This is a genomic window from Micromonospora rosaria (assembly GCF_001567585.1).
GTDB lineage: Bacteria > Actinomycetota > Actinomycetes > Mycobacteriales > Micromonosporaceae > Micromonospora > Micromonospora rosaria.
Genome location: NZ_LRQV01000016.1, coordinates 32794 through 54813, shown reverse-complemented (window position 1 = coordinate 54813; position 22020 = coordinate 32794). Strand labels below are relative to the sequence as shown.

The following is a 22020-nucleotide window of genomic DNA, read 5'->3' as shown; positions in this document are numbered from 1 at the left end:
GCAGTCGGGGCGGGATGGGTGACCATCCCGCCCCGACTGTGTGCGCCGCCTCCCAGGTGTTAGGAAGGGGCCTATACAGAAAGCGTTAACAGGGGGCCCTTCCTTACCGACCCGCGTGGGCGGGGTGGGGGCGGGGCTGGCAGAGTGGAGGGGTGAGCCGTACCCCGCAGGGCCAGCGCGCCAGCCTGGACAAGCAGCCGCACGAGGTCGCCGCGATGTTCGACGGGGTGGCGGCACGTTACGACCTGACCAACACGGTGCTCTCCTTCGGCCAGGACCGCCTCTGGCGTCGGGCCACCCGGGCCGCCCTCGGGCTGCTCCCCGGTGAGCGGGTGCTCGACGTGGGCGCCGGCACCGGGGTCTCCACGCAGGAGCTGGCCCAGTCCGGGGCGCACGCCGTCGGGCTCGACCTCTCCCTCGGCATGCTGGCCGCCGGCCGGCAGGCCCGCCCGGAGGTGCCGCTGCTGGCCGGGGACGCGCTGCGGCTGCCCTTCGCCGACGCCAGCTTCGACGCGGTGACCATCTCGTTCGCGCTGCGCAACGTCACGGACACCGACGCCGCGCTGCGGGAACTGGCCCGGGTGACCCGGCCCGGTGGCCGCCTGGTGGTCTGCGAGTTCAGCACCCCGGTCAACCCGGCGTTCCGCACGGTGTACCTGTCGTACCTGATGCGGTCGCTGCCGGCGGTGGCCCGCGCGGTCGCCAGCAACCCGGAGGCCTACGTCTACCTGGCCGAGTCGATCCGGGCCTGGCCCGACCAGGCCGGCCTGGCCGACCGGGTCGGTGGGGCCGGGTGGCGGCGGGTGGCGTGGCGGAACCTGAGCGGCGGGATCGTCGCCCTGCACCGCGCGACCCGACCCTGAGCGCCCTGGCCGGCCGGACGCTTCCGGTCGTCGGCGGGTAGCTCGTCGTCGCCCTCTGGCGGGACGACTGTCCAGTCGACACGACGGGCGGGTCGCGGGCGTCGCGAGCGGCGCGGCACGGTGGCCGATCCGGTCCGGGTCGACGTGGTGCTGCCGATTATCGACATATGGGGAAATTGTCCATTTTGTTCGATAAGGTAAGCGGCATGACCGGAGTAGACCCGTCGGCCGGTGAGCCGGCCACCGAGGACGACGCCGCCGAGCTGGTGGCCCAGCTCAGGGAGTTGGCCGGGGCCGACCCGGTGGAGGTCCGTCAGGTCGTCTCCGAGGTGTTGGCCGCTCTCGACCGGGCTGCCGGGGGTGGGCTCCGCGAGCATCTGCCGGAGGCGATCCGGCGGGACGTGGACGCCGACATCGTCACCGGCGGTCACCACTGAGCCGTCGTCGGCGACCCGGACCGCATCGGTGGAGGTCGCTGTCTCGCGCTGCTGCCACCCGAAACCGCGCGGAAATCGGGGAGAAATCGGGGTGCCGGGCCTTGTCACCCGCCGTCACCTCGGTTAGTTAGGTATGCCTAACCCGTCCCGCGTGTTATGGCGGTCATAGACTTTCCTCCGTCTGGGCTTGTGAAGCATTTCACGAGCGTGCGGGAGGAGGTGCGAGATGACCGCGGTGGAGAACGACGCCGACGTGATCGTCGTGGGCGCCGGCCCCGGTGGCTCGGCGACCGCGTACCACCTGGCCCGCCACGGCGTCCGGGTGCTGCTGCTGGAGAAGACCGAGTTCCCCCGGGAGAAGGTCTGCGGGGACGGGCTGACGCCCCGGGCCGTGCGGCAGTTGATCCGGATGGGCGTGGACACCTCGCCCGAGGCGGGCTGGTTGCAGAACCGGGGCCTGCGGGTCATCGGTGGCGGCGTACGCCTCGAACTCGACTGGCCGGACCTGGCCAGCTACCCCAACTACGGCCTGGTGCGGACCCGGCTCGACTTCGACGACCTGCTCGCCCAGCGGGCGGTCGCGGCCGGCGCCAAGCTGCGCACCAGCGTCAACGTGATCGGTCCGGTGCTCGGCGCGGACGACCGGGTGATCGGCGTGACGGCCGAGGTGGGCCCGGACAAGGAGCCCGCCACCTTCCACGCGCCCCTGGTGGTGGCCGCCGACGGCGTCTCCGGCCGGTTCCCGCTCGCCCTCGGCCTGGCCAAGCGGGAGGACCGCCCGATCGGCGTGGCCGTGCGCCGGTACTACCGCTCGGCGGCCCGGCACGACGACGACTACCTGGAGTCCTGGCTGGAACTGCGGGCCAAGGGCAACGACGCGCTGCTGCCCGGGTACGGCTGGATCTTCGGCCTCGGGGACGGCCGGGTCAACGTCGGCCTCGGCATCCTCAACTCCTCCAAGGCCTTCGGCAAGACGAACTACCGCCGGCTGCTCACCGACTGGCTGGCCAACACCCCCGAGGACTGGGGGATGACCGACGAGGCGAACGCCGAGGGGCCGATCCTCGGTGCGGCCCTGCCGATGGGCTTCAACCGGGTCCCGCACTACACCCGTGGGGTGCTGCTGGTCGGCGACTCCGGCGGGATGGTCAACCCCTTCAACGGCGAAGGCATCGCGTACGCGATGGAGTCCGGCGAGCTGGCCGCGGAGGTCGCGGTGCAGGCGCTGGCCCGGTCGGCCGGCGCCGAGCGGGAGCGGGCGCTGCTGGCGTACCCGCAGGTGCTCAAGGACCGGTTCGGCGGCTACTACCGGCTCGGTGGCATCTTCGTGAAGCTGATCGGCCGGCCGGAGATCATGCGGCTGGCGACCAAGCACGGGATGCCGCACCCGCTGCTGATGCGCTTCGTGCTGAAGCTGCTGGCCAACCTGACCGACCCGCGCGGCGGGGACGCGATGGACCGGGTCATCAATGCGATGACCCGTGCGGCACCCGCCGTGTGACCGCCTGAGCTGCGGGTCAGTCCCGCAACGGGCCGCAGGGCCGACCCCCGGCGACGGACGCCGTGCGGGACGTGAATAGTGTGATTTCGCCAACCACCGAGGGCAGGGAAGGACGAGCAGGAGAAAATCATGTCGCTCTCGCCTTACGCACCCATCATCGGGCTGTTCGCCCTCGCCGCGGCGTTCGCGCTGTTCTCCGTGGCCGGCGCCCGTCTCGCCGGCCCCCGGCGTCTCAACAAGGCCAAACTCGAGGCGTACGAGTGCGGCATCGAGCCCAGCCCCCAGCCGGTCGGGGGCAGCCGCTTCCCGATCAAGTTCTACCTGACCGCGATGCTCTTCATCGTCTTCGACGTCGAAATGATCTTCCTGTACCCCTGGGCGGTCTCCTTCGACATGCTGCCGATGTTCGGCTTCCTGGTCATGTCCGTCTTCATCGGAGCGATCTTCGTCGCGTACGCCTACGAGTGGCGGCGCGGCGGCCTGGACTGGGACTGAGGGAGGAACGGCAATGGGTATCGAGGAGAAACTTCCCGCCGGTGTCCTGCTCACCTCGGTGGAGAAGCTGGTCAACTGGTCGCGCAAGTCGTCGGTCTGGGGCGCCACGTTCGGCCTGGCCTGCTGCGCCATCGAGATGATGGCCGCCGGTGCGCCGCACTACGACCTGGGCCGCTGGGGCATGGAGGTCTTCCGCGCCTCGCCCCGACAGGCCGACCTGATGATCGTCGCTGGCCGGGTGAGCCAGAAGATGGCCCCGGTGCTGCGCCAGATCTACGACCAGATGGCCGAGCCCCGGTGGGTGCTCTCGATGGGCGTCTGCGCCAGCAGCGGCGGCATGTTCAACAACTACGCCATCGTGCAGGGCGTCGACCACGTCGTCCCGGTCGACATGTACCTGCCGGGCTGCCCGCCCCGGCCGGAGATGCTCATCGACGCCATCCTCAAGCTGCGCGAGAAGATCGGCCAGGAGCCGCTGGGCCCGAACGGCCGCAAGATGCTGGAGGCCCGCCAGGCACGCGGTGACGTCCCGGTCGTGCCGTACGGCTCGATGCCCTCGTCGTACCGCAGCGACAAGGCCCGCCGCGCCGAGTGGACCAAGGCGGTCCAGGAGGGCCGCGAGGAGCAGCTGCGGATCGAGAACTGGATGAAGGCGCAGAACCACCTCCGGTACGGGAACGGGAAGTGAGCTTGATGCCCGAGGACAAGAAGCCCGGTGCGGCCAACGTGCCCGTGCCGGTCACCCCGGCCGGGGCGAGCAGCACCGCGCCGGCCGAGTACCCGCCGGCCAGCCCGGCCGGTCGGGGCATGTTCGGCATCCAGGGCACCGGGGACACCTCCGGCTTCGGCGGCCTGGTCCGCCCGCGCAGCCCGATCGAGGAGTCGCCCCGGCCGTACGGCGGCTACTTCGACGAGGTCCGCGACGCGCTGGAGGAGGCGTACCCGGGGTTCAACGACGCGATCGAGAAGGTCGTGGTCGACCGGGGCGAACTGACCCTGCACGTGCGCGCCGAGCGGATCGCCGAGGTCTGCCAGGTGATGCGGGACGACCTGGCGCTGCGCTTCGAGCTGTGCTCGTCGGTCTCCGGGGTGGACTACCTCGGTGCCGACGCCCGCCGGCTGCACGTGGTCTACCACCTCACCTCGATGACGTACCGCCGGATGGTGCGGCTGGAGGTCGCGGTGAGCGCCGAGGACCCGCACGTGCCGAGCGTGACGGGCGTCTACCCGACGGCCGACTGGCAGGAGCGCGAGACCTACGACATGTTCGGGGTCGTCTTCGACGGCCACCCCGCCCTGACCCGCATCCTCATGCCGGACGACTGGGAGGGCCACCCGCAGCGCAAGGACTACCCGCTGGGTGGCGTGCCCGTGGAGTACAAGGGCGCCGAGATCCCCCCGCCGGACAAGAGGAGGTCCTACCAGTGAGCGCGAGGAGTGAGCTGGCGATCCCCGTCCGCCCGCGCGAGGAGCGAGCGGAGCGAGCCCCGCAGTCGGGGGCCGAGCACGGCGCAGTCGTGAACGGAGGGCCAATCCGATGAGTTACGCCACCGAGCGCGAGACCACCGAGGGGCGGGTCTTCACCGTCACCGGCGGGGACTGGGACGAGCTGGTCTCGGCCGTCGACCCGATCACCGAGGGCCGGATCGTCGTCAACATGGGTCCGCAGCACCCGTCGACGCACGGCGTGCTCCGGATCATCCTGGAGCTGGAGGGTGAGACGGTCCGGGAGGCCCGTACCGTCGTCGGCTACCTGCACACCGGCATCGAGAAGAACCTGGAGTACCGCAACTGGGTCCAGGGTTCGACCTTCGTGACCCGGATGGACTACCTCGCGCCGATCTTCAACGAGACGGCGTACAGCCTGGCGGTGGAGAAGCTGCTCGGCATCGAGGAGCAGATCACCGAGCGGGCCACCACGATCCGGGTCCTGATGATGGAGCTCAACCGGATCTCCTCGCACCTGGTCTGGCTGGCCACCACCGGCATGGAGCTCGGCGCGCTGTCGATGATGCTCTACGGCTTCCGGGAGCGGGAGTACATCCTCGACATCTTCGAGATGGTCACCGGTCTGCGGATGAACCACGCGTACGTCCGCCCCGGCGGCGTGGCGCAGGACGTGCCGGACGAGGCGATCGTCAAGATCCGTGAGTTCCTCGCCATGATGCCCAAGCGGCTCAAGGAGTACGAGGACCTGCTCTCCGGGCAGCCGATCTGGCTGGAGCGGACGAAGAACGTCGCGGTGCTGGACGTCACCGCCTGCCTGGCGATGGGCGTCACCGGCCCGGTGCTGCGCTCCGCCGGCCTCGCCTGGGACCTGCGCAAGACCATGCCGTACTGCGGCTACGAGACGTACGAGTTCGACGTGCCGACCCACTCCGACGGCGACGTCTGGGGCCGGTACCTGGTCCGGCTGGCCGAGATCCGGGAGTCGATGAAGCTCGTCGAGCAGGCCCTCGACCGGCTCCGGCCGGGCCCGGTGATGGTCGCCGACCGGAAGATCGCCTGGCCGGCGCAGCTCGCCATCGGCGTCGACGGCATGGGCAACTCGCTGGAGCACGTCGCCAAGATCATGGGTCAGTCGATGGAGTCGCTGATCCACCACTTCAAGCTGGTCACCGAGGGTTTCCGGGTACCGCCGGGCCAGGTGTACGTCGGGATCGAGGCACCCCGGGGCGAGCTGGGCGTGCACGCGGTCTCCGACGGCGGCACCCGCCCGTACCGGGTGCACTACCGGGAGCCGAGCTTCGTCAACCTCCAGGCCCTCCCGGCGATGGCCGAGGGTGGCCTGATCGCCGACGTGATCGCCGGCGGCGCCTCGCTGGACCCCGTGATGGGTGGTTGTGACCGGTGAGCGCGAGGAGTGAGCTTGCGAGCCCCGCAGTCGCGAACGGAAGGCGACACCGATGACGACGACGTTCACTGACGAGACCCGGGCTCGGGCGCGGGAGATCATCGCGCGCTATCCGGCCGACCGGTCCCGGTCCGCGCTGCTGCCGCTGCTGCATCTGGTGCAGTCGGAGGAGGGGTACGTCTCCCCGGCCGGCGTCGAGTTCTGCGCCGAGGTGCTCGGCCTGAACAAGGCCCAGGTCGGCGCGGTCGCCACCTTCTACACCATGTACAAGCGCCGGCCGACCGGTGACTACCTGGTCAGTGTCTGCACCAACACGATGTGCAACGTGCTCGGCGGGCAGGAGGTCTACGACACCCTCACCGAGCACCTCGGCGTCGGGCACGACGAGACCACCGCCGACGGGAAGATCACCCTGGAGCACGCCGAGTGCCTCGCGGCCTGCGACTACGGCCCGGTGATGACCGTCAACTACGACTTCTTCGACGGTGTGGACCCGCAGACCGCGCTGGGCGTGGTCGACGAGCTGCGCTCCGGTGGCCGGCCCCAGCCGAGCCGGGGCGCCCGGCTCTGCACGCTGAAGGAGATGGCGGTCCAGCTCGCCGGCTTCGCCGACGAGCGCGACGGCGCGGTCGCCGACGGCGTACCGGGGGAGCCGACCCTGCGGGGGCTGCGGCTGGCGCAGCAGCACGGCATCTCGGTGCCGGGCTTCGACCCGAACACGCCGATCCCGAGCAAGGCGGAGGCCGACCAGGCGGCGGCGAAGGCCAAGGCCGCCGAGCCGGCCAAGGCGCCCGCGCAGCCCGCCGCCCCGACCGCCGGCGCGGGGCAGCCGGCCCGCTCCGCCGAGGCGACCGGCAGCACCGCCCCCGACGTCAAGGCCCCGGACGACAAGTCGCCGGAGGTCCGCGCCGCCGAGACCCGGCAGCCGGACGCCCGGACCGCGGTGCCGGACGCGCCCGGCACGAAGGTGCCGGTGGACGGGGCACCCCCGGCGCCCCGGGACGCACGGGAGGCGGAGGCCGCCGGCGCGGCGTCGAACGCCCCCGCCGGGGACGGCAAGCCGGCCGGTGACTCCACCGAGGCCCAGGACCGCAACCTCAGGGAGGCGGAGTCGGTCACCGGCACCGCCGCCAGCAGCGACAGGGGGTCCCAGAAGTGACTTCTCCGCGACCGGAGACGCTGGCCAAGCTCACTCCGGTGCTGACCAAGCGCTGGCTCTCGCCGGACGCCTGGCGGATCGGCACCTACGAGAGGCTGGACGGCTACGCGGCGCTGCGCAAGGCGCTCAAGGCCCACCCGGACGACCTGATCCAGCTCGTCAAGGACTCCGGCCTGCGGGGCCGGGGCGGCGCCGGCTTCCCGACCGGTCTCAAGTGGGGCTTCATCCCGCAGGGCGACGGCAAGCCGCACTACCTCGTGGTCAACGCCGACGAGGGGGAGCCGGGCACCTGCAAGGACCTGCCGCTGATGACCCACGACCCGCACTCGCTGGTCGAGGGGGTCATCATCGCCTCGTACGCGATCCGGGCCAACCGGGCGTACATCTACATCCGGGGCGAGGCGGTGCACGCCGCCCGGCGGCTGCGCAACGCCGTGCAGGAGGCGTACGCCAAGGGGTACCTCGGCAAGAACATCCTCCGCTCCGGGTTCGACCTGGACCTGGTGGTGCACTCCGGTGCCGGGGCGTACATCTGCGGTGAGGAGACCGCGCTGCTGGACTCGCTGGAGGGCTTCCGGGGTCAGCCCCGGCTCCGCCCGCCGTTCCCGGCGACCCACGGCCTGTACGCCAGCCCGACGGTGGTGAACAACGTCGGCACCATCGCCAGCGTGCCGTACATCGTGGCGGGCGGGGCGGCCTGGTGGAAGTCGATGGGCACGGAGAAGTCCGCCGGCCCGATGATCTACTCGCTCTCCGGCCGGATCGCCAACCCCGGCCAGTTCGAGTGTGGGCTCGGCATCACGCTGCGCGAGCTGATCGAGCTGGCCGGTGGGATGCAGCCGGGCCACAACCTGAAGTTCTGGACCCCGGGTGGCTCGTCCACGCCGCTGCTCACCGCCGAGCACCTGGACGTGCCGATGGACTTCGAGGGGGTGGCGGTGGCCGGCTCGATCCTGGGTACCACGGCCACCCAGATCTTCTCCGACCAGGACTGCCCGGTCTACGCGACGTACCGGTGGCTGGAGTTCTACCACCACGAGTCGTGCGGCAAGTGCACCCCGTGCCGCGAGGGCAACTACTGGATGGTCCGGGTGTACCGGCGGATCCTCGCCGGCCAGGGCACCCACGAGGACCTGGACACCCTGCTGGACACCTGCGACAACGTCCTCGGCCGGTCGTTCTGCGGTCTGGGCGACGGTGCGACCAGCTCGGTCACGTCCTCGTTGAAGTACTTCAAGCAGGACTACCTCGACTACATCGAGGGCCGGACCGCGCCGAGGCTGTCCGACAAGCAGTTGGTGGGAGCCCACTAATGACGGACGTAGCGAAGCAGGTCGAGACCGTCACGCTCACGATCGACGGGGTCGAGGTCACCGCGCCGAAGGGGGCGCTGCTGATCCGGGTCGCCGAGCAGATGGGGATCGCGATCCCCCGGTTCTGCGACCACCCGCTGCTGGCCCCGGCCGGCGCCTGTCGGCAGTGCCTGGTCGACGTGGAGGGCCAGCGCAAGCCGGTGGCCTCCTGCACCCAGACGGTCGCCGAGGGCATGGTGGTGAAGACCCAGCTCACCTCCCCGGTCGCCAAGAAGGCGCAGGAGGGGGTGATGGAGCTGCTCCTGCTCAACCACCCGCTGGACTGCCCGATGTGCGACAAGGGCGGCGAGTGCCCCCTGCAGAACCAGGCGATGTCCACCGGGCGGACCGACTCCCGGTTCCACGAGCACAAGCGGGAGTACCCGAAGCCGCTGCCGATCAGCAGCCAGGTGCTGCTCGACCGCGAGCGGTGCGTGCTCTGCCAGCGCTGCACCCGGTTCTCCGAGGAGATCGCCGGCGACAAGTTCATCGACCTGATGGGCCGGTCGTCCGCCGAGGAGATCAACATCTACCGGGACGAGGCGTACGGCGAGGAGGGCACCGAGGGGGACGTCCCGTTCAACTCGTACTTCTCCGGTAACACCGTGCAGATCTGCCCGGTGGGCGCCCTCACCGGCGCGCAGTACCGCTTCCGGGCCCGGCCGTTCGACCTGGTCTCCAGCCCGAGCGTCTGCGAGCACTGCTCGGCCGGCTGCGCCCAGCGCACCGACTGGCGGCGGGGCAAGGTGCTGCGCCGGCTGGCCGGCGACGACGCGCAGGTCAACGAGGAGTGGAACTGCGACAAGGGCCGCTGGGGCTTCCAGTACGCCCGCGCCAACGACCGGATCACCACCCCGCTGGTCCGCGACCGGCAGACCGGTGAGCTGCGCGAGGCGTCCTGGAGCGAGGCCTTCTCGGTGGCCGCCGAGGGGCTGCGGGCCGCCCGGGACGGCGCCCGGGGCACGGCGGTGCTGACCGGTGGCCGGCTCACCGTCGAGGACGCCTACGCGTACGCGAAGTTCGCCCGGGTCGCCCTGAACACCAACGACATCGACTTCCGGGCCCGGCCGGTCTCCCGCGAGGAGGCCGACTTCCTGGCCAGCAACGTCGCCGGGAGCACCGACGTCACCTACGCCGACGTCGAGAACGCCCCGGCGGTGGTGCTGGTCGGCCTGGAGCCGGAGGAGGAGTGCCCGATCCTCTTCCTGCGGCTGCGCAAGGCGTACCTGAAGAAGAAGATCAAGGTCTACGCGATCGCGCCGTTCGCCACCCGGGGCCTGGAGAAGCTCGGCGCCAAGCTGGCCCGGGTGGTGCCGGGCGAGGAGGCCAGCGTGCTCGCCGAGCACGCCACGGTCGCCGAGGCCCTCGGCACCCCGGGCGCGATCCTGATCGTCGGTGAGCGGCTGGGCCAGGTGCCCGGCGGCCTGTCGGCGGCGGCGGACGTCGCCCGGCGGACCGGGGCGAAGCTGGCCTGGGTGCCGCGCCGCGCCGGGGACCGGGGCGCGGTCGACGCCGGCTGCCTGCCCAACCTGCTCCCCGGTGGCCGGCTGGTCACCGAGCCCGGCGCCCGCGCCGAGCTGGGCGAGGCCTGGGACATCCCGGCCGGCGTGATCCCCAGCCAGGCCGGGCGGGACACCGACGGCATCCTCACCGCGGCGGTCAACGGTCAGCTCGGCGCGCTGGTGGTGGCCGGGGTCGACCCGGCCGACCTGGCCGACCCGCGCCTGGCCGAGCAGGCCCTCGACGCGGTGCCCTTCCTGGTCAGCCTGGAGCTGCGGCTCAGCGCGGTGGCCCGGCGGGCGGACGTGGTCTTCCCGGTCGCCCCGGTGGTGGAGAAGGCCGGCAGCTTCCTGGACTGGGAGGGCCGGCTGCGCCCCTTCGACGCGGTGCTGAGCACCACGGCGATGACCGACGGCCGGGTGCTGGACGCGCTCGCCGCCCAGCTCGACGTCCGGCTCGGCACCGCCGACGTGCCCAGCGTCCGTCGGGAGCTGGGCGGGCTGCCGCAGACCCGGATCGCCCGGCCCGGCTCGCCGCTGGTGGAGCCCGCCCGGGTGCCGGAGCCCGGTGCCGGCGAGGCCGTGCTGGCCACCTGGCACCAGCTCCTCGACCTGGGCAGCCTCACCGACGGTGACGAGCACCTCGGCGGCACCGCCCGCCCGCCGGTGGTCCGGCTGGGCAAGGGCACCGCCGAGTCGCTCGGGGTCGCCGACGGTGACGCGGTCACGGTGGGCACCGACCGCGGGGCGGTCACCCTGCCGGCGGCGATCACCGAGATGCCGGACGGGGTCGTCTGGCTGCCGACCAACTCACCCGGTTCGACGGTGCGACGCAGCCTCGGCGCGACGTCCGGGACCGTGGTGCGGATCTCCGTACCGGCCGCCGAAGGGGGCGTGCAGTGAGTCCGATCGTCCTGGCGCAGGATCCGTCGCTGGCCGACTTCGGCCAGGACCCCTGGTGGCTGGTGCTCATCAAGATCCTCTTCGCCTTCGTCTTCGCGGTGCTCGCCACCCTGCTCGGCGTCTGGTTCGAGCGCCGGGTGGTGGCCCGCATGGCGGTGCGGCCCGGCCCCAACCAGGTCGGCCCGTTCGGTCTGCTGCAGACCCTCGCCGACGGCCTGAAGATGGCCTTCAAGGAGGACATCCTCCCGAAGTCGGCGGACAAGGTCGTCTACTTCTTCGCCCCGGTCATCTCGGTGGTCTGCGCGGTCACCGCGCTCTCGGTCATCCCGTTCGGGCCGATGGTGAGCATCTTCGGCCACCAGACGCCGTTGCAGGTGACCGACGTCCCGGTGGCGGTACTGGTGGTGCTGGCCTTCTCCTCGCTGGCCGTGTACGGCATCGTGCTCGGCGGCTGGGCCTCCGGCTCCACGTACCCGGTGCTGGGCGGCCTGCGCTCCAGCGCCCAGCTCATCTCGTACGAGGTGGCGCTGGGCCTGTCGATCGTGGCCGTGTTCATGCTCTCCGGCACGATGTCGACGAGCGAGATCGTCTCCGCGCAGGGCAGCGGCCCGGAGGTGGAACTCTTCGGTCTCGCGGTGCCGATGCCCGGCTGGTACGCGATCCTGCTCTTCCCGAGCTTCGTGATCTTCTTCATCTCGATCGTCGGGGAGACCAACCGCGCGCCGTTCGACCTGCCCGAGGCGGAGTCGGAGCTGGTCGCGGGCTTCATGACCGAGTACAGCTCGCTGAAGTTCGCGCTCTTCATGCTCAGCGAGTACGTCGCGATGGTCACCATGTCGGCCTTCACCGTGACGCTCTTCCTCGGCGGCTGGCACGCCCCGTGGCCGATCACCATCTGGGAGGGCGCCAACTCCGGCTGGTGGCCGATGCTCTGGTTCTTCGGCAAGGTGATCGCGCTGGTCTTCGTCTTCGTCTGGCTGCGCGGCACGCTCCCCCGGATGCGCTACGACCAGTTCATGCGCCTCGGCTGGAAGGTCCTGATCCCGGTCAACCTGGTCTACATCGTGGGCCTGGCCGGCTTCCTCAAGACCCAGGGCTGGGAGCGCACCGACCGGCTGATCGCGTACGGCCTCGTGGCCGGGGTGCTGATGCTGGCGGCGCTGTTCTGGCCGAGCCGCCGGCCGCAGCCGAAGCCGACGGTCCAGGAGCAGGTCGACAGCCGGCCGCACGGCAGCTTCCCGCTGCCCCCGATGGACCTGCAGGTACCACCGAGCCCGCGCACCAAGCGCGTGGTCGCCGAGCGGGAGCCGGCCAACGTCGCCGCCGGCCAGGACTCCAGGGAGGTGTGACGTGGGCGCGATCACCGGAACGTTCAAGGGCTTCGGGGTCACCTTCTCGCACATGTTCAGGAAGGTCGTCACCACCGACTACCCCTTCAAGCCGCCGACCCCGGCGCCGCGCTACCACGGGCGGCACATCCTCAACCGGCACCCGGACGGGCTGGAGAAGTGCATCGGCTGCGAGCTGTGCGCCTGGGCCTGCCCGGCCGACGCGATCTTCGTGGAGGGTGGCGACAACACCGAGGAGCAGCGCTTCTCGCCGGGTGAGCGGTACGCCAGCGTCTACCAGATCAACTACGCCCGGTGCATCTTCTGCGGGCTCTGCATCGAGGCCTGCCCGACCCGGTCGCTCACCATGAGCAACGAGTACGAGCTGGCCCGGGACAACCGGCAGGACCTGATCTTCACCAAGGAGCAGCTGCTCGCGCCGCTGCTGCCCGGGATGGAGCAGCCGCCGCACCCGATGCACCTGGGTGACAGCGAGAAGGACTACTACGTCGGGGCGCTGACCAACCCGGGTACCTCCGCCGGTGCGGAGACCTCCCCGATGGGGCCGGGCCGGTACCGCGTCGAGGAGCACCCCGGGGTCACCTTCCCCGGCGCTGAGCAGGCTGCCGACCGCGCGGCGTCCGGCAAGGGAGAGAAGGCATGACCACGCAGACGGCGCTCGCCGCCTCGGCCGCGGTCTCCGGCGGCGAGGCGGTGACCTTCTGGATCCTCGCCCCGCTGGCGCTGCTCGGCGCGTTCGGGATGGTGCTGGCCCGCAACGCCGTGCACTCGGCGCTCTGGCTGGTGCTGACGATGCTGAGCCTGGGCGTGTTCTACGTGCTCCAGGCGGGGCCGTTCATCGGGATGACACAGATCATCGTCTACACCGGCGCGATCATGATGCTCTTCCTGTTCGTGCTGATGCTGGTCGGCCGGGACGCCTCCGACTCGCTGATCGAGGTGCTGCGCGGTCAGCGGGTCGCCGCGATCGGGCTGGGCATCGGGTTCGCCGTGCTGCTCGGCAGCGGGGTCTACCGGGCCACCGAGGGCGGTGTGCCGGTCGGGCTGGAGCAGGCCAACGAGATCGGCAACGTGCACGCCATCGGAAGGCTCCTCTACACCGACTACGTCTTCGCCTTCGAGCTGACCGCCGCGCTGCTGATCACCGCGACCATCGGCGGGATGCTCCTGGCCCACCTGGAGCGGCGCAAGGAGGACAAGCGCGACCAGGTGGCCACCATGAAGGCGCGCTTCGCACCGGGCAACTACCCCGGCCCGAAGCCCGGCCCCGGTGTCTTCGCCACCTCCTCCTCGGTGGCCACCCCGGCCCGGCTGCCGGACGGCAAGCTGAGCGACCAGAGCACGCCCGACATCCTGCCGCTGCGTGAGCTGACCGCCGAGGAGACCACGTTGAAGGGGACCGAACGGTGAGCGCGAGGAGTGCAGCGGAGCGCAGCCCCGCAGTCGCGAACGGAAGGGCGGCCGGCTGATGGATGGCTTCTTCTCGGTCGAGCCGAACTACTACCTGGTCCTCGCCTCGATCCTCTTCACCATCGGCGCGGTCGGGGTGCTGGTCCGACGCAACGCGATCGTGCTGTTCATGTGCGTCGAGCTGATGCTGAACGCGGCCAACCTCGCCCTGGTCACCTTCAGCCGGATCAACGGTGACCTGAACGGCCAGATCATGGCGTTCTTCGTGATGGTGGTGGCGGCGGCCGAGGTCGTGGTCGGTCTCGCGATCATCATGTCGATCTTCCGGACCCGTCGCTCGGCCAGCGTCGACGACGCCAACCTGCTGAAGTACTGAGGGGCCCACCGGTGGAGCACATTCTGACGTACGCCCAGGCCGCCGAGCCGGCCGGAACCGTCGCCTACGCCCCGGCGGACGGGCTGCTGGGCAACGTGTGGTTGCTGGTGGCGATCCCGCTGCTCAGCGCGGCGATCCTGCTGCTGCTCGGGAAGCGCGCCGACCGGTGGGGGCACTGGCTCGGGGTGGCCGCCGTCGGCGCCGCCTTCGTGCTCGGCCTCAGCTTCTTCTTCCAGCTCCGCGGGCTGGAGAACAGGTCCGTCGAGCTGAGCCTCTGGGACTTCATCGCGGTCGGTGACTTCCGGGTCGACTTCGGTCTGCTCTACGACCCGCTCGCCGCGGTGTTCGTCCTGCTGATCACCGGGGTCGGTTTCCTGATCCACCTGTACGCGGTCGAGTACATGGCGCACGACGAGGGCCGGCGACGGTTCTTCGCGTACTTCAACCTCTTCGTCGCCGCCATGCTCCTGCTGGTGCTCGGCAACAACTACGTGATGCTCTACTTCGGCTGGGAGGGCGTCGGCCTGGCGTCGTACCTGCTGATCTCCTTCTGGACCGAGCGGCCCGCCGCCGCCACGGCCGGCAAGAAGGCCTTCCTGATGAACCGGGTCGGCGACGCCGGCCTGGCCATCGCGATCTTCATCATGTTCGCCACCCTGGGCACCACCCAGTACGACGAGGTGTTCAACTCGGTGGGCGGCCTGACCGCGACCACCGTGCTGGTGATGGGGCTGCTCCTGCTGCTCGGCGCGGCCGGCAAGTCCGGCCAGTTCCCGCTCCAGGCCTGGCTGCCCGACGCGATGGAGGGCCCGACCCCGGTGTCGGCCCTGATCCACGCGGCCACCATGGTCACCGCCGGCGTCTACCTGATCGCCCGCTCCAACCCGATCTTCTCGGCGAACTCGACGCTCCAGCTCGTGGTGGTCAGCGTCGGTGCGCTGACCCTGCTGATCGGCTGCGTCATCGGCGCGGCGAAGGACGACATCAAGCGGGTCCTGGCCTGGTCCACGGTCAGCCAGATCGGCTACATGTTCCTCGGTGTCGGCCTCGGCGGCGCGGCGTACGCGCTGGCCATCGTGCACCTGCTGGCGCACGGCTTCTTCAAGGCCAACATGTTCCTCGGGGCCGGCTCGGTGATGCACGGCATGAAGGACCAGGTGGACATCCGCCGCTTCGGCGGGCTCTCCAAGTACATGAAGATCACCTGGTTGACCTTCATGGCGGGCTGGCTGGCCATCATCGGCATGTTCCCGTTCTCCGGCTTCTTCTCGAAGGAGCCGATCATCGCGGCGGCCTTCGCCCGGGGTGACTGGACGTCCTGGCTCTTCGGCGGGGCGGCGGTGCTCGGCGCCGGGCTGACCGCCTTCTACATGACCCGGCTGTACTGGCTCACCTTCCACGGGCCGAAGCGGTGGACCGAGGACATCGACCACCCGCACGAGTCCCCGCTGCTGATGACGGTGCCGCTGATCCTGCTCGGGATCGGGTCGCTCGGGGCCGGTTTCCTGCTCGCCACCTCGGTGCCGGACTGGCTGACCGCCACCGCCGGGCTCGGCGGCGCGGAGGAGCACCACGACGCCGTCCTGTCGCACACCGCGGTCACCGTGATCTCGCTGCTGGTCACCGCGCTGGGTGTCCTGCTGGCCTGGTACCTGTTCCGCAACGGCACCGCGACCAGCCCGCAGCCCGCCGGGGTCGTGGTCACCGCGGCCCGGAAGAACCTGTACACCGACGCCTTCAACGTGGCGGTCTTCGAGAAGCCCGGCATCTTCCTCACCCGGGCCCTGGTGTACCTGGACAACCGGGGCATCGACGGTCTGGTCAACGGGCTCGCCGCCGGGATCGGGGGCGGCTCGGGTCGGCTCCGGCGACTCCAGACCGGCTTCGTCCGGTCGTACGCGACGTCCATCCTCACCGGCGCGTTGCTGGTGGTGGCGGCGTTCCTGGCCGTACAGGCGGGGTGGCTGGCGTGATCGACCTCTTCCCGGCGGCCCCCGCCGGCGGACCACGCTGTGACGACGGAGGTAAGGCCGCATAATGTCCAACTTCCCGTTCCTCTCGGTGCTGACCGTGGCACCGCTGGTCGGTGCCCTGGTCGTGGTTCTCCTGCCACGCAGCCGGCCGGTCCTGGCCAAGCAGGTCGCGCTGGGCTGGTCGCTGCTCGTGCTGGCGCTGTCGGTGGCCATGTGGGTCACCTTCCAGGTCGACGGTGACCGGTTCCAGTTCCGCGAGTCGTACCCGTGGATCCCGAACTGGGGGGTGAACTTCACCTTCGCCGCCGACGGCATCGCGCTGGTCATGCTGATGCTGATCGCGATCCTGGTGCCGCTGGTGATCCTGGCCTCCTGGCACGACGCGGAGACCTCGAAGCGCTCCGTACCGGTCTACTTCGCGCTGCTGCTCGTCCTCGAAACCACGATGATCGGCGTCTTCGCCGCCGCCGACATCTTCCTGTTCTACGTGTTCTTCGAGGTCATGCTGGTGCCGATGTACTTCCTGATCGGCAGCTACGGCGGCCACCAGCGGCAGTACGCGGCGGTCAAGTTCTTCCTGTACTCGCTGGTCGGCGGTCTGTTCATGCTCGCCGCCGTGATCGGCCTCTGGGTGGTCGGCGGCAAGACCTTCGACTGGGTGGCGCTGAGCCAGGTGGACATCACCACCGGCACCGAGCGCTGGCTCTTCCTGGGCTTCTTCGTCGCCTTCGCGATCAAGGCACCGTTCTTCCCGTTCCACACCTGGCTGCCGGACGCCGGTGGGGCCGCCCCGGCCGGGGCCGCCGCGCTGCTGGTCGGCGTGCTGGACAAGGTCGGCACGTTCGGCATCCTGCGCTACTGCCTGCCGCTGTTCCCCGAGGCGGCGAAGTGGTTCGCCCCGTACGCGCTGGCGCTGGGCGTGATCGGCATCATCTACGCCGCGCTGCTGGCGGTCGGGCAGAACGACCTGAAGCGGCTGGTGTCGTACACCTCGATCGCCCACTTCGGCTTCATCGGGGTCGGCATCTTCGCCTTCACCACCCAGGCCGGCACCGGCGCGGTGCTCTACATGCTCAACCACGGCCTCGCCACCGGTCTGCTCTTCCTGGTGGTGGGGATGCTGGTGGCCCGGCGCGGCTCGGCGCTGATCAGCGACTTCGGCGGGGCCGGCAAGCTGGTCCCGGTGCTGGCCGGGGTGCTCTTCTTCGCCGGTCTGGCCTCGCTGGCGCTGCCCGGCACCGCGCCGTTCGTCTCCGAGTTCCTGGTGCTGATCGGCACCTTCACGGTGAACAAGCCGGTCGCGGTGATCGCCACGCTGGGCATCATCCTGGCGGCGGCGTACGTGCTGTGGATGGTGCAGCGCACCACCCAGGGCACGCTCAACCCGGCGCTGACCGAGATCGAGGGGATGCGCAAGGACCTGAACCTGCGGGAGAAGGTCGTCGTCGCTCCGCTGATCGTCCTGATCCTCGTGCTCGGCTTCTACCCGAAGCCGGTCACCGACGTGATCAACCCCGCCGTCCAGGCGACCATGACCGACATCGGCAGGACCGACCCCGCCCCGACGGTCGGCGGCGTCCAGGAGGCCTCCCGGTGAGCGTGCGGACCGAGCTGGCGAGCTCCGCAGTCGCGGATGAAAGGACTGCCCGATGAACGAGCTCACGCTGCCGTCGATCGACTACACGGCGCTGGCTCCGATCCTGATCCTGATGGGGGCCGCCGTCATCGGCGTGCTGGTCGAGGCCTTCGTGCCCCGGGTGTACCGGCACGTGACCCAGCTCGTGCTGGCCCTGGGCTCGGTGCTGCTGGCGCTGCTGATGGTGATCCGCAACGCGAACCTGCGGATCATCGACGGGTCCGAGGAGCGGGTGATCACCGCCGGCTGGACGATCGCCGTGGACGGGCCGACGCTCTTCCTCCAGGGCGCGATCCTGGTCCTGGCGGCGATGGCGCTGCTGCTGATCGGTGAGCGGTCGGTGGAGCGGGGCGGGGCGTTCGTCGCCCAGGCCGCCGTCACCGCCGAGTCCCCGGAGGACCGCCGGCAGGCCGAGGGGCGTGCCGGGGCGACCGAGGTGTACCCGCTGACCACCTTCGCCATCGGCGGCATGCTGATCTTCGTGGCGGCGAACGACCTGCTGACCATGTTCATCGCGCTGGAGGTCTTCTCCCTGCCGCTGTACCTGCTCTGCGCGCTGGCCCGCCGCCGGCGGCTGCTGAGCCAGGAAGCGGCGATGAAGTACTTCCTGCTCGGCGCGTACGCCTCGGCGTTCTTCCTGTTCGGCGTCGCCCTGGTGTACGGCTTCACCGCCGGCATCCCGGGCCGGGGCGCCGGGGTCGACTTCGCCACCATCCACGCGGCGGTGAGCGAGTCGCCCGCCAGCGACGTGCTGCTCTTCGCCGGGATGGCGCTGATCGCGATCGGCCTGCTGTTCAAGGCGGCGGCGGCCCCGTTCCACGTCTGGACCCCGGACGTGTACCAGGGCGCCCCGACGCCGGTCACCGGCTTCATGGCCGCCTGCACCAAGGTCGCCGCCTTCGGCGCCCTGCTGCGGGTCTTCCACGTCGCCTTCGCCGACGCCGCCTGGGACTTCACCCCGGTGCTCGGTGCGGTGGCGGTGCTCACCATGCTGGTCGGCGCGGTGCTGGCGGTGACCCAGACCGACATCAAGCGGCTGCTGGCGTACTCGTCCATCGCCAACGCCGGGTACCTGCTGGTGGGCGTGCTGGCCCCGACCCGCGACGGCCTGTCGGGGACGATGTTCTACCTCGTCGCGTACGGCTTCTCGGTGCTGGCCGCGTTCGCCGTGGTGACCCTGGTGCGGGACGCCGACGGGGAGGCGACCCACCTGTCCCGCTGGGCGGGGCTGGGCAAGCGCTCGCCGTTCTACGCCGGGATCTTCACCTTCATCCTGCTGGCCTTCGCCGGTATCCCGCTGACCAGTGGGTTCGTCAGCAAGTTCGCGGTCTTCGCCCCGGCGCTCGACGCCGACCAGGCGTGGCTGGTGATCGCCGGTGTGCTGACCAGCATGGTGCTGGCCTTCCCGTACCTGCGGGTCGTGGTGATGATGTGGCTCTCCGAGCCGGGTGACGCCACCCCGACGGTCACCGTGCCGGGCGGCCTGACCGCGGCGGCCCTGACGATCGGGGTGGCCGCCACCCTGGTCCTCGGGGTGGCGCCCGGTCCGCTGCTCGACCTGGCGAACGGGGCGGCCGAGTTCGTCCGCTGACGCGACGACCGACGGCGACGGGGCCGGACGCGCTGGCGTCCGGCCCCGTCGCCGTCGCGGCACCGCCCAGGTGAGGTGGTCCGGGCCGGTACCGGGGGAGTCGCGCGGGCCACGAGCGGGCTCCCCGGACCGGGGCAGGTAGAGCCGGTGTGGCATGGTGGGAGACGTGGTGAATCCGGCTGGCGAGCGTTCAGGTGCCACCGGCTCCGGCGGTCGTCGGAGTCGGTCGAGCACGGGTCAGTTCGGCGCGCTCGGGCTCAGCATCGCCGATCCCCGCGTCGAGTCGTCCGTGCTGGGTGTGCTCGATACCGTCGAGGCGGACCTGCGGGCGAGCGTGGCCAGCGCCGACCCGTTCGTCACCGAGGCGGCCCGGCACCTGGTGGAGGCCGGGGGCAAGCGGTTCCGCCCGTTGCTGGTGGCGCTCGGCGCGCAGTTCGGCGATCCGACCGGCCCGGAGGTCGTGCCGGCCGCCGTGGTGATGGAGCTCACCCACCTGGCCACGCTGTACCACGACGACGTGATGGACGAGGCCGCCGTCCGCCGGGGCGCGCCGAGCGCCAACTCCCGGTGGACGAACTCGGTCGCCATCCTGGTCGGCGACTACCTCTTCGCCCGCGCCGCCGACATCGCGGCCGACCTGGGCCCCGAAGCGGTACGCCTGCAGGCCCGCACCTTCGCCCGCCTGGTGCACGGGCAGATCGCCGAGACCGTCGGCCCCCGCGAGGGCGACGACCCGGTCGGGCACTACCTCCAGGTCATCGGCGACAAGACCGGCTCCCTGATCGCCACCTCGGCCCGCTTCGGCGGGATGTTCGGCGGCGCGGCCCCGGAGCACATCGAGGCCCTCGCCGGGTACGGCGAGACCATCGGGGTGGCCTTCCAACTCTCCGACGACCTGCTGGACATCGCCTCCGAGTCGATCCAGTCGGGCAAGACACCGGGGACGGACCTGCGGGAGGGCGTCCCGACGCTGCCGGTGCTCTACGCGCTCGCCGCCGACGACTCCGACGCGGCCTCGGTCCGGCTCCGGGAGATCCTTGCCACCGGCCCGGTCACCGACGACGCTCTGCACGCCGAGGCGCTCGGCCTGCTGCGGGAGAGCCCGGCGCTCAAGCGGGCCCGGGAGACCGTCCGCAGTTACGCCGAGGAGGCTCGTACCCGGCTGGCCCCGCTGCCGGAGACACCGGCCCGGCAGGCCCTGGAGTCGCTCTGCGACTTCGTCGCCGACCGCACGAGCTGACCCCACCCGCTCTCCCAGCCCGCCGTGCCGTCGTTGCCCGGCCGGGGCGACTGTGTCCGATTGACTCGTATACCTGAGCGGTATAAATATTCCTACCGGGTATGTGTGTCGAAAAAGACATGTGCGCCTGGCAGCCCCAACGGCCGGCAGGGAGCCCAGCGGAGGGCGGCGGGCTACCCGACCACCCCGGCACCGGCGGCTGCGCCGCTGCGGGCGGCCAGCAGGCGGTGGGCGACGAGCATGAGCAGGGTGGCCAGGAGCATGGCCACCGCCGCGCCACGCCACATGGTCGGGTAACCCCACTGGTGGGCGACCGCGCCGAAGACGAGCGGGCCGAGGCCGCCGCCGGCGTACACCCCGGTCTGGGTGATCGAGGTGGCGGCGGCCGGGGCCTGCGGATGGAGCCGGACCACCGCGAAGGTCATCAGCCCCGGCCAGGCCCAGCCGAGGCCGAAGCCGAGCACCACGCCGACCACCAGGGGGGCCGGTCCGGTCACGGCGAGCAGGCCCAGCCCGACCGCGCCGACCACGAGCATGCCGGCGATCAGCACCAGGTGGCCGTGGGAACGGCGGTCGGCGAGCCAGCCGGCACCGATCCGGGCGGCCACGCAGACCGCGCTGCCGAGGGTGAGGGTCAGCCCGGCGAGTCCCGGATCGAGCCCCCGGGTGACCGAGGCGTCCACCACGAACGTGCCCAGGGCGTTGGCGGCGCCCGCCGCGAGGGTGGCCGCCACCCCGACCATCACCAGGCCGGTGCTGGCCGGACCGGCGCGGGTGGCGCCGGCGCGGCGTGCCGGAGACCGTTCGGTGGTGACGGCGGGCAGGGCGGCCAGCGCCGCCCCGGCGGCCACCACGAACGCCCACCGCCAGCCGGCGGTCAGCGCGATCGTCGGCACCGCCACGCCGGCCAGCAGCGTGGAGATCGGGATGGCGGCCTGCTTCACCCCGAACGACAGCCCCTGCCGGCGGGGCGGCACGTGCCGGGCCAGCGCGGAGTTGCTGGCCAGTTGGCCGAGGGCGTTCGCCGTGGCGCTGAGCCCGAGCAGCGCGACCAACACCGGGTACGACCGGGCCAGGGCGGCGATCGCCAGCAGCGAGCCGGCGGAGAGCAGGATGCCGCACCGGGCGACCACGGCCGGGCCGTACCGCTCGACCAGCGCGCCGGTGGGCACCGACGCCAGGGCGCTGATCCCGAAGTACGCCGAGACGGCCAGGCCCAGCCCGGCGGGGGAGAACCCGAGGTCGGCACCCATCTGCACGGCGAGCCCGCCGACCAGGAAGACCGGCAGGACACAGGCGATCGTGACGGCGGTGGCGCCGAGACTGGCCCGGACCGGCCGGGCGGGGGCGGGGTGCGACACGGTGGCGGTCATGATGCAGGC

General features: G+C 71.2%; 18 protein-coding genes and 1 pseudogene. 18 read left to right on the top strand and 1 reads right to left on the bottom strand.

Translation table 11 applies throughout. The features are described from left to right. The first annotated feature begins 152 nt into the window (after window positions 1–152). From AWW66_RS07460 to AWW66_RS07375, 18 genes and pseudogenes are all read left to right on the top strand, one after another. Window positions 153–863 (top strand): demethylmenaquinone methyltransferase, encoded by a 711-nt coding sequence (locus AWW66_RS07460; protein WP_067361710.1) that lies wholly within the window; start codon window positions 153–155, stop codon window positions 861–863. Window positions 864–1069: 206 nt separating this feature from the next. After that, window positions 1070–1300 (top strand): DUF2267 domain-containing protein, encoded by a 231-nt coding sequence (locus tag AWW66_RS07455; RefSeq protein ID WP_067361707.1) that lies wholly within the window; start codon window positions 1070–1072, stop codon window positions 1298–1300. A 226-nt stretch (window positions 1301–1526) separates the two neighbouring features. Continuing rightward, a complete protein-coding gene (locus AWW66_RS07450) occupies window positions 1527–2801 on the top strand; it encodes a geranylgeranyl reductase family protein (protein ID WP_067361704.1) in 1275 nt (424 codons plus the stop codon). A 129-nt stretch (window positions 2802–2930) separates the two neighbouring features. After that, window positions 2931–3296: an NADH-quinone oxidoreductase subunit A gene (locus AWW66_RS07445; RefSeq protein ID WP_067361701.1), complete on the top strand. Its 366-nt coding sequence runs from the start codon at window positions 2931–2933 to the stop codon at window positions 3294–3296. 13 nt (window positions 3297–3309) lie between these two features. Continuing rightward, a complete protein-coding gene (locus tag AWW66_RS07440; RefSeq protein WP_067361693.1) occupies window positions 3310–3984 on the top strand; it encodes a NuoB/complex I 20 kDa subunit family protein in 675 nt (224 codons plus the stop codon). A 5-nt stretch (window positions 3985–3989) separates the two neighbouring features. Beyond that, on the top strand, window positions 3990–4724 hold the full coding sequence (locus AWW66_RS07435) for an NADH-quinone oxidoreductase subunit C (RefSeq protein ID WP_067361765.1): 735 nt from the start codon (window positions 3990–3992) through the stop codon (window positions 4722–4724). Between the two features lie 109 nt (window positions 4725–4833). Continuing rightward, window positions 4834–6150 carry an NADH-quinone oxidoreductase subunit D gene (locus AWW66_RS07430; protein WP_067361684.1) on the top strand — a complete coding sequence of 439 codons (1317 nt, stop codon included), beginning with the start codon at window positions 4834–4836 and terminating at the stop codon, window positions 6148–6150. Between the two features lie 52 nt (window positions 6151–6202). Continuing rightward, complete coding sequence (nuoE, locus tag AWW66_RS07425) at window positions 6203–7309, top strand: NADH-quinone oxidoreductase subunit NuoE (protein WP_067361679.1); 1107 nt, start codon at window positions 6203–6205, stop codon at window positions 7307–7309. Continuing rightward, window positions 7306–8622 (top strand): NADH-quinone oxidoreductase subunit NuoF, encoded by a 1317-nt coding sequence (nuoF, locus tag AWW66_RS07420; protein ID WP_067361677.1) that lies wholly within the window; start codon window positions 7306–7308, stop codon window positions 8620–8622. The genes nuoE and nuoF overlap by 4 nt, the downstream gene beginning before the upstream one ends. Then, window positions 8622–11121: pseudogene (locus tag AWW66_RS07415) on the top strand (NADH-quinone oxidoreductase subunit G); the annotation flags it as partial. The gene nuoF and the pseudogene AWW66_RS07415, both read left to right, overlap by 1 nt. Then, window positions 11060–12412, top strand: a complete 1353-nt coding sequence (nuoH, locus tag AWW66_RS07410) for an NADH-quinone oxidoreductase subunit NuoH (protein ID WP_067361672.1) — start codon at window positions 11060–11062, stop codon at window positions 12410–12412. The pseudogene AWW66_RS07415 and the gene nuoH, both read left to right, overlap by 62 nt. 1 nt (window position 12413) lies before the next feature. Beyond that, window positions 12414–13055, top strand: a complete 642-nt coding sequence (gene nuoI / locus AWW66_RS07405) for an NADH-quinone oxidoreductase subunit NuoI (protein ID WP_067361670.1) — start codon at window positions 12414–12416, stop codon at window positions 13053–13055. Next, entirely contained in the window at window positions 13052–13822 is a 771-nt protein-coding gene (locus AWW66_RS07400) for an NADH-quinone oxidoreductase subunit J (protein ID WP_067361667.1), read from the top strand. The genes nuoI and AWW66_RS07400 overlap by 4 nt, the downstream gene beginning before the upstream one ends. 58 nt (window positions 13823–13880) lie before the next feature. Next, a complete protein-coding gene (nuoK, locus tag AWW66_RS07395) occupies window positions 13881–14198 on the top strand; it encodes an NADH-quinone oxidoreductase subunit NuoK (protein ID WP_067361665.1) in 318 nt (105 codons plus the stop codon). Window positions 14199–14218: 20 nt separating this feature from the next. Continuing rightward, window positions 14219–16171 carry an NADH-quinone oxidoreductase subunit L gene (gene nuoL, locus AWW66_RS07390; protein ID WP_245647997.1) on the top strand — a complete coding sequence of 651 codons (1953 nt, stop codon included), beginning with the start codon at window positions 14219–14221 and terminating at the stop codon, window positions 16169–16171. Between the two features lie 64 nt (window positions 16172–16235). Further along, window positions 16236–17768 (top strand): NADH-quinone oxidoreductase subunit M, encoded by a 1533-nt coding sequence (locus AWW66_RS07385; RefSeq protein WP_067361659.1) that lies wholly within the window; start codon window positions 16236–16238, stop codon window positions 17766–17768. Between the two features lie 52 nt (window positions 17769–17820). After that, entirely contained in the window at window positions 17821–19398 is a 1578-nt protein-coding gene (gene nuoN / locus AWW66_RS07380; protein WP_067361656.1) for an NADH-quinone oxidoreductase subunit NuoN, read from the top strand. Window positions 19399–19552: 154 nt separating this feature from the next. Beyond that, window positions 19553–20638, top strand: a complete 1086-nt coding sequence (locus tag AWW66_RS07375) for a polyprenyl synthetase family protein (RefSeq protein WP_067361653.1) — start codon at window positions 19553–19555, stop codon at window positions 20636–20638. 173 nt (window positions 20639–20811) lie between these two features. Here AWW66_RS07375 and AWW66_RS07370 read toward each other — a convergent pair whose 3' ends face one another. Further along, on the bottom strand, window positions 20812–22011 hold the full coding sequence (locus AWW66_RS07370; protein ID WP_067361651.1) for an MFS transporter: 1200 nt from the start codon (window positions 22009–22011) through the stop codon (window positions 20812–20814). Window positions 22012–22020 lie beyond the last annotated feature (9 nt).